The organism is Sulfitobacter sp. G5_S2_6_S6 (assembly GCF_054968505.1).
Window position 1 is genome coordinate 1 of record NZ_JBQKUI010000015.1, and the last position, 12,300, is coordinate 12,300.

Genomic DNA, 12,300 nt, shown 5'->3' on the forward strand with positions numbered 1-12,300 from the left:
TGAAGCGGATGCCCGCAGCCGTTTCGAGCGCGGTGCTACCTGACGATGGTTTCATCCTCGACGAACATATTGGCCCAAGCACGGTCAATCAGATCAGGGCGCATCTGGTGCGGGATACCTTCGAAATCGCAGATGGAAATCATCTGGTCGATCAGGAAGATCGGCTGATAGTTGGCGAAAACATTGTTGATCGTAGGGTATTTCGTTTTCAGCAAATGGATCAGCGTCGCCTCGTCCAGTTTGATGTTTCGTTTCTTTGCGACCATGGCGAAGATCTTGAGGAAGTTTTCCTGATTGGGCCCGTCGATCTTGATCTTGAAGAAGATCCGGCGCAGGGCGGCCTGGTCGAAGATCTCATTGGGGTGGAAGTTGGTCGAGAAGACCACCAGCGTGTCGAAGGGAACTTCGAACTTCTCGCCGGATTGCAGGGCGAGGATGTCCTTGTTTTCTTCCAGCGGCACGATCCAGCGGTTGACCAGCGCCTGTGGCGATTCTGCCTGGCGCCCAAGGTCGTCGACGATGAAGATGCCGCCGGTGGATTTCAGCTGCAGCGGGGCTTGATAGGTCCGTGCGGTGGGGTTGTAGACCAGATCAAGCATATCGAGCGTCAGTTCGCCCCCGGTGATCACTGTGGGGCGTTCGCATTTGACATAGCGGGTGTCAAAGCGCGTCACGCGGCGCAGGGATTTCGGGTCTTGTTTTTCCTCGGAAATGGCGGTGTGCACGATGGGGTCATAGACCGTGATCACCTGACCGGCGTATTCAATCGCACGGGGGACATAGATCCGGTCACCAAGCGCGTCGCGAATCCCGTTGGAGATGCTTGATTTACCATTGCCGGGGGGGCCGTACATCAGGATGGAGCGACCGGCCGTCACGGCTGGGCCAAGGTTACCGATCAGTTCGGACGGGAGCACCAGATGGCCCATGGCGGCTTCGAGCTTTGCGCGGGTGATCTGCATGTTGCGCACGGACTGGCGCTTGATCTGTTCGCGGTAGACATCAAGCGGCACGGGCATCGGGCCGAAGTATTCCGATTGCGCCAAGGCATCCAACGCGCGGGCCTTGCCCAGATCGGTCAGCTGGTAGCCCATTTCATTGCCGTTATTCGCGTTAAGCGTGCCCGTCGCTTCGAGAAGGCGTTGTTCGCGCGACAGATCCACCAGTTCCTGCGTGACCTGAAGCGGCAGGCAGATCGCTGCTGCGAGCTCGCTGACCATGGTGACATTCTTGCGGAACATCGTCTTGATCATGATGTCGCGCATCATCACCACGGGCAGCTTCATCTCTTGGATGGTGCGCGGCGGAGGGGGGGCCATGACGGCGCTGGTTTGCATATTCATGAAGGCTTCTTTCATGGGGACACGGGCGTGCCCCAAGGCGTAGCGGTTGAATATGGCGAAATCAGGCCCCGAAGTAGGCACCGAGCATTAAATATGCGGCAAGCACAGTTCCAAGGGCGAGGCCCATGGGGAATTTCTTGGCTTCGTGCCAGCTGACCCATTGCGGGGCAAGCTTGCGCAGAGGGGAATATTTGGCGGCGCGGTGAATGATATAGGCGGCAACCAGCGTCGCCATGAACAGCGCCATGACAAAGCGCACATCCCCGAGCGCGATAAAGGGCGTGGCGGCGGCGATGAATTTCGCATCCCCCGCGCCCATCAGCCCGCCTGCGTTCATGAAGATGCCCACAACAAGCGCCACCACCATCGCCAGCAGGTGCCAGAGGTAGCTGTCAAAGGGCAGGGCAATCGGGCCGATCAGCACAAACACGGCGGCCAATGCGATCACCGTGACATTGGTGATCCGCATAAAGGCCAGATCGGTGTAGATCGTATAGGCACAAAGGGGCAGCGCGAAGGGCAGAAACCACAGCGCTGCGGAGCTGGTGATCTCCACGCGTTAGCCTGCGTTTTCCAGCGCGCGCAGCGACCGGACGGCGGCCTCGAAGTGCTGCGGGTGGGTGCTGATGGCGTCACGCAGCAACCCTTTGCCGGTTTCAACGTCGCCCTTCTTGATCGCGGAGAGGGCGAGGGTGTGCAGCAGTTGCGCGCGCTCGGTCTGGTCCATCTCGATCGGGGGGAGGCTGTATTCTCGTTGCGCGCCACGGGCGAGGATCAGGTTGTTCTTGGCGGTAAACAGCGTTGAATCCTGCTTCACGGCCTCGCCGAAAAGGCGTTCGGCAGCCTGATAGTCCCCGCGCGTCAGTTTGGAGTAACCCCAGTTGTTCATGACCGAACCGGGCTTGGTGGTCAGGCCAATGGCGATCTCGTAAAAACTGTCGGCCTTGTCCCATTCCTGCTTGCTGTCAGCGACGATCGCCTCAAGCCGGTAGCGGTTGTAGGTTTCATGGGTGGGCGGGACGGAATCCAGCGTCTTTTCCGCCTTGGCCCAATCGCCCGCGCGGATCAGCGCATCGGCGTAATCAACCTTGTCGTCGGCGGTGGCATCCTTGGAAGCGGCAACTTTGCCCCAGACCGATGCGGCCTCTTGGTTGCGTTTGGCGCGGATCAGGGATTTGCCCAAGCTGCGCTGGATGTCGATGCGGTCGGGATTTTCCTGCGCGGTGCGGGTGAAATAGCTGACCGCCTCGTTCGGGTCGGCCACTGTCAGCATCACATCGTTGAGGTTGCTTTCATCCACGACGTTCACGTCCTGGAAGGCGCGGGTGACGGTATCCTCGCCGGATTTCTTGCCGCAGCCTGCTACTGCGACGACGCCTGCAATGCAGGCGGCCAATAGGATAGGGTGGCGCATTTTTGCGTCCTTTTACTGCTCTGCCTCGTTATGATGCTGGCCGAACCAGATAGTCGCCCGAGCCGCGCCGCACCAATTTATAACTGTCTTCTTGATCCGGGATCGTAACAGAGTTTTCCGATTTTGCGAGTGCTAAGCGCAAATTGTCACGGATTGCGTCACTTTCGCCATTATCGAGCGCATAGGCCTTGCGAAAGGTCAGCTGGGCTTCGGCGAGTTTGCCGCGTTCCATCAACACAACGCCGAGATTATTCCAGACCTCGGGGTGGGTTTCGTCCTTTTCTACAGCGTCGCGCAGCAGCTTTTCCGCCTGACCCAATCGCCCCAGCCCAAGGTTGGCGCTGCCCAGTCCCGACAGGATTTCGGCGTCCAACTGGGAGGCGAGCGCCGCGCGGTTGAAGGCGCGGATGGCCAGTTCGTATTCGCCCGCGCGCATGAGACGGTGGGCGACCTCTACCCCGTCTTCGGCGTCCTTGCGGGTGTTGACACCGGGGGCAAAGGGGTTGTCAGGGCTGGCGCGCTTGCCCCCAAACGCGGAAAGACCGCCTGCAGAGCAAGCGGCCAATCCGGCGATCAGGGTCATACAAAGCGCGAGCCTGAAGGGTAACGCGCGCTTGGGAATGTGGATCATGCAGAGCCTTACTGACCTAGTTTGGTAATGTTCATCACCGATGGCGCGACCAGAATGATCAGCAGCGGAGGAACGGTCAGCATCATTGTGGCAAGTGTCATCTTGGTTGGCAACTTGTTTGCGGCCTCTTCGGCGCGCATCACGCGTTTGTCGCGCATCTCGGCGGCATAGACCCGCAGCGCGTCGGCGATGGATGTGCCGAAGGCGGCGGATTGTACCAGCACCGTCACAAAGGACGACACATCTTGCACGCCGCAGCGTTCGCCCATGGCGTTCAGCACGCTGACCTTGTCTTTACCGGCCTTCATCTCATAGGCGACGATTTCGAACTCTTCCGCCAGCGCAGGGTAGGAGGCGCGCAATTCGCGGGCCACGCGGACGATACATTGATCAAGCGACTGGCCGGCTTCGACGCAGACGAGCATCATGTCCAGCGCATCGGGAAAACCGCGTGTGATTTCCTCTTTCCGCTCGGCGACGCGGCGGGTCACCCAATAGCGCGGCAGGAAATATCCGATACCGCCGGGGCCCACGGTATACAGCATCATCTTGTTGGTAGTCATGCCTTCGCCGCCGCCAAGGAAGTTGATGTAGACGGTGCCGATCACCAGCCCGGCAATACCAAGCGCCATCTGTGCAAAGTGAAAGAACCGTACCGCATCGCGCGAGCTATAGCCCGCCTGACGCAGCAGCAGCGCCTTGGCGCTGAGCTCTTCCACGTCTTCGGGTTCGAGGAATTTGGCGAATTTTTGCAGCTTCTCGTTGCGGTCCGACTGGCGCAGGCGCTGTTGTTTGCCTGCATCGGCAGCCTCGGTCTGGCTACGTTTGAGCTTGGCCAAAGGGTCTTCGGGCTGGCGCAGGATCATGACAAGCGTTGCGCCCACCATGGTCAGGCCCAATGCGCCCAGAATGGCGATCCAGCCCATGGGACCAAGTGCGGTGTCGAGTGAGTTGAGGAAATTCACAGTGAGGCCCCCTTAGACTTTGATATCGGTCAGCTTGCGCATGACGATGAGGTTAAGCGATAGGAACAGGACAACCGCGATACAGCCGGGGATGAACAGCGGGTGGGTCATGACTTCGTCATAGTAATGCGGGTCACCGAGTTTGATCACGATCAGCGCGAGGATCGGGAAGGCGGACAGGAACTTGCCGGACCATTTTGCTTCGGCGGTGATGGCGCGCACGCGACGGAACAGGCGGAAGCGGGCGCGGATGACCTTGGCCAACCCCGCAAGGATTTCAGCAAGGTTACCCCCCGATTGCTGCTGGATGGTCACAGCCACCGCGAGGAAGCGCAAATCCTGCATATCAAGCCGTTCGGCCATATCCTTGAGCGCCTCGCCAATATCGCGGCCATAGGCGGTTTCATCGGCGATCACGCCGAATTCCGACGCCAGCGGGTCCTGGATTTCCTTCGACACGATAGAGATCGCGCTGGTGAAAGGGTGGCCCACGCGCAGCGACCGCACCATCAGTTCCACCGCGTCAGGCAGCTGCTCTTCGATCATGTCCATGCGCTTTTTCGCTTTGGACGAGATCCAGAAAAATACCGCCCCGACACCGATCCCGACAGAGATCAGGATGCGCACGGGCACTTCGGTATTGGTGCCGATGGTCAGCCCCAGAAAGGCGACGACCGAAAGGCCGGCCATGATCATGATCAGCTGTTTCGGCGCAAAGGCGATCGCGGCCTTTTGTGCTTTCTCGGCGAGCAGGGAATAGACCGGAATGGATTTATTATCCATGTGCTGCTGCATTTCCTTGCGCAGCTTGTCCAGAACCTCTTCGCGGCGGGCCCCTTTTTCCAGCATTTCAAGCCGGCGGTTGACTTTGCTGTTGAGGCTGATGGATTTACCGAAAGCGACCAGATACAGCCCTTCGACCAGCACAAGGACACCGACGAAGATCAGGCCATAGATAATGGGTTCTGCACTCATGATTGATAATCCTTACTTGACCACAACGGGTTCATAGATCGACGATGGAAGGTCATAGCCCCACATCTTGAAACGTTCAGAGAAGTGGCTGCGCACGCCGGTGCCGGTGAAGTGGCCGATGATCTTGTTTTCGGGCGTCAGGCCGACGCGCTGAAAGCGGAAGATTTCCTGCATAGAGATCACGTCGCCCTCCATGCCGGTGATTTCGGTAATCGAGGTCATGCGGCGCGACCCGTCCTGCAAGCGCGATGCTTGTACGATCAGGTTCACAGCCGACGAGATCTGGCTGCGGACCGCTTTCAGCGGCATTTCGATACCGGCCATGGCGATCATGTTTTCCAGACGGCTGACACCATCGCGGGCAGAGTTGGCGTGGATCGTGGTCATCGACCCGTCGTGGCCGGTGTTCATCGCCTGCAGCATGTCGATCACTTCCTCGCCGCGCGTCTCGCCGACGATGATCCGGTCAGGACGCATCCGCAGGGCGTTTTTCAGACAGTCGCGGGGGGATACCTCGCCCTTGCCTTCAACGTTGGGTGGGCGGCTTTCCATGCGGCCCACATGGGTCTGTTGCAGTTGCAGTTCGGCGGTGTCTTCGATGGTCAGGATACGTTCATCGTTGGCAATAAACGATGACAGCGCGTTCAGCGTGGTGGTTTTACCAGAACCTGTACCGCCCGAGACGATGATATTCAGACGGGTGGCGACGGCGGCTTGCAGATAGGCTGCCATCTCTTCCGAGAAGGCCCCAAAGCTTACCAGATCATCAATGCCCAGTTTGTCTTTCTTAAACTTACGAATGGAGACAAGGCTGCCGTCCACGGCAATCGGCGGGACCATAGCGTTGAAACGCGAGCCGTCTTTCAAGCGCGCATCGACATAAGGGTTGCTTTCATCGACGCGACGGCCAACGGCGGAAACGATCTTGTCGATGATCCGCAGCAGGTGCTTTTCGTCTTTGAAGGTCACGTCGGTCAGCTGCAGTTTACCCGCGCGTTCCACGAAGATCTGTTGCGGGCCGTTAACCAGAATATCGTTGACGCTGTCGTCTTTCAGCAGCGTTTCCAGCGGGCCGAGGCCGGTCACCTCGTCATACAGTTCGGAGTTCAGTTGAACGCGGTCTTCGCGGTTCAATACGATGGATTTCTCGGCCAGAATCTCGGTCGAGATTTCGTTGATCTCGCTGCGCAGATCCTGCTCCGAGGCATGTTCAAGGGCGGCGAGGTTCAGGTTCTCAAGCAGGGCACGGTGCAGTTCGAGCTTGATGTCGCTCATGCGTTGCTTGCGCTTCACGTCGCGATCCTGCGGGGCGACGGTTGCAGCTTGAGCCACGCGGCGCATGCTGGCGGGTTTGGGCGCGACCGCTTCCTCTGGCTGTTGCTGGGGCGCGGGAGCCTTCGCCTTTGGGGCGGGTGTGGCTACGGCAACGTCACCTGGCTTTTTATACTTCGAGAACATCTGAATACTCTTTCTAAATTATCTGGCGCTTGGGCCGGATCAGGCGGCTTTGGCTTCGTCAGCCTTGAGGTCGTGGATAGAAGACGCGAGCTTTGCGATCTCGCGACGTAGTGGGTTCTTGGCGGCGGTATTGGCGAGCGGCAGACCGTGGTCGTTGGCCTGCGTCACTTGCTTGCCGCCATCAGGCAGCTGCACGTCGATGGAAATACCAAGGCTTTCTGCCATCCGTTTGACCCGCGCTTTGGCGTTAAGGTCGGTAAATTTCGGCGCGCGGTTCATGACATAGCGCAGCTTTTCGACCGGCAGCTCTTCGGATTGCAGCGCTCGTTTGAAACGCAGGGCGTTTTGGGCGCAGCGCATATCCAGTTCGAGCATGGCAAAATAGACATGCGCATTGCTCAGCACGGTTTCGGTCCATTGCACCAGCGTCGACGGCATATCGACAACAACGTAGTCGAACTGGTTGCGCGCCATATCCAGAATCCGCGTCACATCTTCCGAGGTGATCAGATCAAGCGGCAGCATATCGGCGGGGGCGGTCAGGACCTGAAGCGTGTCTTCATAGGTCAGCAGGGCCTGACCAAAGCTTTCCTCGTCCATCTCGTCTGTCTCGATCAGCATGTCATAGACGACTTCGCGGCGCGGCAGGTCCAGATAGGTCGCCACGGCCCCGAACTGCAGATCGAAATCCAGCAGGCAGACCTTTGGCGGGTTCTTTTTGTCGGACGTCGCCAGTTCCCACGCCAGATTAACGGCCATGCTGGTCGCACCGGTGCCACCGGCCAAACCATGTACCACGATCACAGCGCCGTCTTTATCGGCACCGGGTTTCAGCTTGGGGCCTGCCTCGATGTGTTCGGCTTTGGGCTCGGGCCCTGCGCGCAGACGTTCGATGGTCGCCGCCAATTCGCCTTCGGGCAGCGGGTAGGGTACGAATTCATCCGCACCTTGACGCAATAGAGAATGGAGCGAGGCCGGGGACATGTCTTCGGCGATCAGGATCACCTTGATATGACGCGATTTCGCCTGCGAGATGATTTCGGACATCATCGGCAGGTTCTCTTCGTCCTCGGAATCAAGCGCCAGTGCAATCAGCTCGAGCGTCGCCGCTTCGGGCTGGCTGAAAAAAGCGAGGCTTTCAGAAAAGCCGAGATCACCCCAGGCTTCGCCCAAAGCTGATTCCATATCCTCGATCAGCAGGTCAAAGTTCTGTACATCACGGCTGACAGTGCAGGCGATGATCTGTGGTGCGTCAATCTGTGGCATACTGCTGCTCATACCTAAACTTCCCCTTCTTCTCTTTGGGGCGCGGCAAGGGCTAATCGGGCGTCGCCCTATTCTTTGCCTTGCGGTCCCCTGCGTCAGACCACGGTGGCCGGGCGCAACTGTCCTATTGCAGTGAATATCCCTGCCAAGTTGGGCAAGATTGGGGCTAAATAGTTTCTATTGTTTGGTCTTTTGAAACGATCCGCAGGGATTTGCCGGATTGAAACGCAAAAGGCCCGACCGTCAGCGACGATCAGGCCTTTCACGAGGTATCTTTTATCCGGCTATTCCGTCGTGGTTCCGGTCGATGTCGCGCCGCCCGATAGCTGAGTCGGCGGCACGGCGCTGGCAACGTAATCGCGATAGATGATCTGCGCGTATTTGCCGTCCAGAACGGTGGGATGACGCCCGACAAAGCCGCTGACTTCGGTCACTGTGCGACGGTTCGCCCGTTCGCGGCCCTGTGTCACGATCAACGGCTGTGTTTCGCCAAAGGAAACAACGGCCTCAAGACGGCTGCGGCTGATGCCTTGCGTTGACAGAAACGCAACAACGGATTGTGCTCGGCGCAGGCCCAACGCCTTGTTGTAGCTGTTCGAACCGACGGCATCGGTATGGCCATACACGCGGAAGCGGACCTCGGGGAACTGGCGGATCCATCCCGCTTGGCGCCGCAGCACGGCCTGCGCGGCCCCGTCCAGCTGGGCCGAGTTAAAGGCAAAGGTCACCGTGGATTCGACTTCGCCGGCAAAGCGGTTGGCCAGATCGAAGGTGTACTGGCGTTCGCCTGTCATCACCAAACGGTTGTTCAGCGTGGCGTTTCCGAAGGTGCCCAGATCGGTCAGGGATCCTGCTTCGCGGTGGAACTGGGTATAGACCGGATCAGGGCTGCTGACACAGCCTGCTACGGTCATCGCCAAAGCGGCGCATAACCCGGTGATTTTGCCTGTCGAAGGGATCGCTGAAGTCATCTGATCAATCCAATACATAGCCATATGACCCGCTAAAGTCCTGTTTGGCAACCTCGCCTGCCGCCCCTTTGGTGGGTGCTGTGCTGCCTTTGGACGTGCGACCTGACAGGAACAATTCGCTTTCCGTGGGCGGTTTGATCCGGTCGGTTGGCAGGGCCAAAGCCTCGCCGCGGGTGGGGGTCACAAGATGGGCCGTGATAATGATCACCAGTTCGGACTGGCTGCGCTGATAGTTCGCGCTACGGAACAACGCGCCCAATACAGGCACATCGCCGATCCAGGGTAGCTGGCTGGAGTTATCGGTGAAATCGTCGGTCAGCAGACCCGCGATCGCAAAACTTTCGCCGTCGCGCATTTCAACCGTGGTCGAGGTTTCGCGGCGGGTAAAGGCCGAGATGTCGAAACCATTGCCCAAGGACACGCTGTTGCTGGCATCAATCGCCGACACAGCAGCTTTGAGTTCGAGGTTAATCAGGTCTTTATCCACGACACGGGGGATAAAGCTCATCTCTACGCCGAAGGGTTTGTACTGCACCGAAATCTGGTCGCCGGTCTGGGCGACAGGCACGGGGTATTCGCCACCGGCGAGGAACGTCGCCTCTTGCCCGGACAGCGCGACGAGGTTCGGTTCGGCAAGGAAGCGTACGGCGCCCTTCTGCTCAAGCGCTTCAAGCAGCAGGCCGACTTGGGTGGACCCTGCGTTGAAGCCGAACAGTACCGCGCCTGCGTTGCTGTTGGACGCAGGTGTCGTGCCGCCAAGAGAGTTTGCAATCGCGCCTGATGTATTTGTCGTATTGGTCCCGCCGTTGATCGCAAGATCATTGCCCACCAGCCCGTTCAACGCGAGCGACGCGCTTAAGGATTTGGAGACAGATCGGCTCATCTCGGCAAAGCGGACTTTCATCATCACCTGCTGGATGCCGCCGACGCTCATCAGGTTGGAGACGCGTTCTGGCGCGTAGCGTTCGGCCAGATCAAGGGCGCGCTGCAGGCGTTGGGTCGACGACACGATGCCCGACAGGACGATACCGTCGTTGGCTGTGCGCACTTCGATCTTTTCGCCAGGCAGGATCTGCCGCAGGCGTTCCTTGAATTCAGAGACATCCGCCGCGACGCGCACATCCACGTTGGTGATCAACTGACCGGCCGCATCCAGCAGGGTCAGCGTGGTCAGGCCAGGGGATTTGCCCAGCACATAGATGGTGCGATCGGAGAGGGATGAGATATCTGCGATCCCCGGATTGGCGATGCTAAGCTCGGCAAAGGGGATATCGCTTTCAACCACAACCGCGCGGTTCATCGGGACTTCCAACACACGGTTGGTGCCCTTCTTGACCACGCGGAGCGTGTTGGCCTGCGCGTCGATCGGAGCCGTCAATGCAAATGGCATCGCGCCAATGGTCAGTCCCAATAGGGCTGCTTTAATAAACTTATCGATTTTCATGTGACCTGCCTTTGTGATCACGCCTCAAAATAGGGTCTTTGCGCCCGCCGTTTGCGACACTGTGCGGTCCTTTGCGTTTTTTTGCAAGAATCAATGACAGGGGGTGGCGGGTATATGTGGATTAACAGCAACATATCCGAAATGGCAAAACGCCGCGCAAAGTGATGCGCGGCGTTGCTGAGGTCCGTATTTGCCCTGCCTGATAAGCAGATCAGTTGGTGCAGGGGATCGGGATTTCGACCACTTCGGCACCACGACGGGTCCGGATGGTGCAGACTTTTTCTGTAGTTGTTTCGACTTTGACCGTTTCTTCTGTCAGGCCGAGCAGTCGGCGCTGGTCGACTTCGATCTCGCCGGCGACGGTGTCATCCTCTGCCCCGACGAGCGAGAGGGATAGGTCACCCGTCGATTGGGCCTGTGCCAATGCGGCAACTTGATAGGGCTGAACGGCAACAGTCACAGTATTCGCAATGGCCGCTTCGCTGCGTTCGCCGCCGGCGCTTTGATCGATCGCGATGATCTTGACGCCTGCCTCGATCAGCTTGGTCACGTCTCCGGTATCGGCGCGGTCGTTGCCGCCGCGGTTGATGCGGCCGGTCCAGTAGACATCGACACGGTCACCGGGGCGCAGGAAGCCCGAGACGCCGCTTGATACATCGACGCGGATCGCGAAAGCACGGCTGCCCCGTTCCAGCTGCGAGGTGAGGCCGGTATCGGCACCGGGTTCGGTCACCTTCACCGCCATGATGGCTTCGTCTTTTTCCATCGCACGCAGTACGACACGCAGGTCATCGCTGTTTTCGGGGAAAAGCGCTGCTTCTTCGATAAATGTGCCTTCGGGGATCGCATCCTCGGGCCATTTTACCTGCCGCACATCTTCGCGGGTCAGGCGCTGCCCGTATTTCAGCGGCCCGTTGGCCACGTATACACCAACCGTCGGCACGATCTGCGCAAGAGCCTCTTGGGCCTGTTGGTGTGCTGCTTGATATTGTCCGATGCGGCCCTTTGCTAGATACACAGCACCACCTGCCAAAGCGATACCGGCGAGCAGGACCAGTCCAAAAACCATCCGCATGTTACTTACCTCTCTTGAGTGTGTGCCGGTCCCAAGACGCGGCGCGAAACTTATACCAATGGATAGGCGGTGATTGTGTTCAGACTATGGATAATCCGCGGCCAAGCTGGGTCATTATAGTGGTGGATTGGGTTAGATGTCGCCCGGCGTCTGGGTCATCACCCTGTCTGCTAGATCCACAGTTCCGGTAGTCATGCTGACGACAATGAGAACCGCCAGAGATACCACCGCTGCGCATAAAACAACCCAGTCAACTGTGACCGCACCGCTTGGGCTTCGCCAGAATTTGATAAGCTTCGAGAGCATTGTTTTGCCTTGCGTGATGAAGGTCTAAAAAAACTGGCCGCATTCTGTCGAGCAGAATGCGGCCAGCGAAATTTCGTGGTGTGACGAACGCTTAGCCGCCGATGCTGCCAGGGTTTTGTGTCCCCATGTAGGAGTTGGTTTTCGATGTCAGGTTGGAAGCGCCTGTTTCGATCGAGGAGTAAGCTGCGACGGCCAGGCCAACAACGGCGGCGGTCAGAACAACCCAGTCAACAGTCACAGCGCCGGATTCGTCGTTTTTGAAGTTCTTGATAAAGTTCATCATGGTATGTCCCTCCAAGGATCATAAAGTTTTCAATCTCAACCCTGTCGTCCGTTTCGATGCTTCTCTCTCAATTCCGCATCTGGCTGACTTGGTATGAGCCTATATAGCCTTGTGAATGGGGCACGAATTTGGCGGCAATTGTGACATTTCGTTTTTCAGGGTCGGTTTT

The 12,300-nt window shown here is 58.3% G+C and carries 12 protein-coding genes; all 12 read right to left on the reverse strand.

What is annotated here, in order from left to right:
• Window positions 1–35: 35 nt before the first annotated feature.
• Window positions 36–1,343, reverse strand: a complete 1,308-nt coding sequence (locus tag ACTRWK_RS16725; RefSeq protein WP_005851665.1) for a hypothetical protein — start codon at window positions 1,341–1,343, stop codon at window positions 36–38.
• Window positions 1,344–1,404: 61 nt separating this feature from the next.
• A complete protein-coding gene (locus tag ACTRWK_RS16730; protein WP_037943330.1) occupies window positions 1,405–1,899 on the reverse strand; it encodes a prepilin peptidase in 495 nt (164 codons plus the stop codon).
• 3 nt (window positions 1,900–1,902) lie between these two features.
• Window positions 1,903–2,757 carry a tetratricopeptide repeat protein gene (locus ACTRWK_RS16735; RefSeq protein WP_037943332.1) on the reverse strand — a complete coding sequence of 285 codons (855 nt, stop codon included), beginning with the start codon at window positions 2,755–2,757 and terminating at the stop codon, window positions 1,903–1,905.
• Window positions 2,758–2,785: 28 nt separating this feature from the next.
• Window positions 2,786–3,340: a tetratricopeptide repeat protein gene (locus tag ACTRWK_RS16740; RefSeq protein WP_005851668.1), complete on the reverse strand. Its 555-nt coding sequence runs from the start codon at window positions 3,338–3,340 to the stop codon at window positions 2,786–2,788.
• Between the two features lie 56 nt (window positions 3,341–3,396).
• A complete protein-coding gene (locus ACTRWK_RS16745; RefSeq protein WP_373276849.1) occupies window positions 3,397–4,353 on the reverse strand; it encodes a type II secretion system F family protein in 957 nt (318 codons plus the stop codon).
• Window positions 4,354–4,365: 12 nt separating this feature from the next.
• Window positions 4,366–5,328, reverse strand: coding sequence for a type II secretion system F family protein (locus ACTRWK_RS16750; protein ID WP_005851670.1), 963 nt, complete (start codon window positions 5,326–5,328; stop codon window positions 4,366–4,368).
• Between the two features lie 12 nt (window positions 5,329–5,340).
• Window positions 5,341–6,786, reverse strand: a complete 1,446-nt coding sequence (locus ACTRWK_RS16755) for a CpaF family protein (RefSeq protein ID WP_037943335.1) — start codon at window positions 6,784–6,786, stop codon at window positions 5,341–5,343.
• Window positions 6,787–6,825: 39 nt separating this feature from the next.
• Entirely contained in the window at window positions 6,826–8,064 is a 1,239-nt protein-coding gene (locus ACTRWK_RS16760; protein WP_005851672.1) for an AAA family ATPase, read from the reverse strand.
• A gap of 272 nt (window positions 8,065–8,336) precedes the next feature.
• Window positions 8,337–9,041 (reverse strand): OmpA family protein, encoded by a 705-nt coding sequence (locus tag ACTRWK_RS16765; protein WP_037943337.1) that lies wholly within the window; start codon window positions 9,039–9,041, stop codon window positions 8,337–8,339.
• Complete coding sequence (locus ACTRWK_RS16770; RefSeq protein ID WP_037943338.1) at window positions 9,028–10,467, reverse strand: type II and III secretion system protein family protein; 1,440 nt, start codon at window positions 10,465–10,467, stop codon at window positions 9,028–9,030. The genes ACTRWK_RS16765 and ACTRWK_RS16770 overlap by 14 nt, the downstream gene beginning before the upstream one ends.
• Before the next feature lie 211 nt (window positions 10,468–10,678).
• A complete protein-coding gene (gene cpaB / locus ACTRWK_RS16775; RefSeq protein ID WP_184583136.1) occupies window positions 10,679–11,542 on the reverse strand; it encodes a Flp pilus assembly protein CpaB in 864 nt (287 codons plus the stop codon).
• A 397-nt stretch (window positions 11,543–11,939) separates the two neighbouring features.
• Window positions 11,940–12,131 carry a Flp family type IVb pilin gene (locus ACTRWK_RS16780; RefSeq protein ID WP_037943339.1) on the reverse strand — a complete coding sequence of 64 codons (192 nt, stop codon included), beginning with the start codon at window positions 12,129–12,131 and terminating at the stop codon, window positions 11,940–11,942.
• Window positions 12,132–12,300: the final 169 nt, after the last annotated feature.

What these genes read in the sequence shown, in the direction of transcription:
- ACTRWK_RS16725 (WP_005851665.1), bottom strand. Translation starts at nt 1,343, where the DNA reads ATGAATATGCAAACCAGCGCCGTCATGGCCCCCCCTCCGCCGCGCACC.
- ACTRWK_RS16735 (WP_037943332.1), bottom strand. Translation starts at nt 2,757, where the DNA reads ATGCGCCACCCTATCCTATTGGCCGCCTGCATTGCAGGCGTCGTCGCA.
- ACTRWK_RS16740 (WP_005851668.1), bottom strand. Translation starts at nt 3,340, where the DNA reads ATGACCCTGATCGCCGGATTGGCCGCTTGCTCTGCAGGCGGTCTTTCC.
- ACTRWK_RS16750 (WP_005851670.1), bottom strand. Translation starts at nt 5,328, where the DNA reads ATGAGTGCAGAACCCATTATCTATGGCCTGATCTTCGTCGGTGTCCTT.
- ACTRWK_RS16755 (WP_037943335.1), bottom strand. Translation starts at nt 6,786, where the DNA reads ATGTTCTCGAAGTATAAAAAGCCAGGTGACGTTGCCGTAGCCACACCC.
- ACTRWK_RS16760 (WP_005851672.1), bottom strand. Translation starts at nt 8,064, where the DNA reads ATGAGCAGCAGTATGCCACAGATTGACGCACCACAGATCATCGCCTGC.
- ACTRWK_RS16765 (WP_037943337.1), bottom strand. Translation starts at nt 9,041, where the DNA reads ATGTATTGGATTGATCAGATGACTTCAGCGATCCCTTCGACAGGCAAA.
- ACTRWK_RS16770 (WP_037943338.1), bottom strand. Translation starts at nt 10,467, where the DNA reads ATGAAAATCGATAAGTTTATTAAAGCAGCCCTATTGGGACTGACCATT.
- cpaB (WP_184583136.1), bottom strand. Translation starts at nt 11,542, where the DNA reads ATGCGGATGGTTTTTGGACTGGTCCTGCTCGCCGGTATCGCTTTGGCA.
- ACTRWK_RS16780 (WP_037943339.1), bottom strand. Translation starts at nt 12,131, where the DNA reads ATGATGAACTTTATCAAGAACTTCAAAAACGACGAATCCGGCGCTGTG.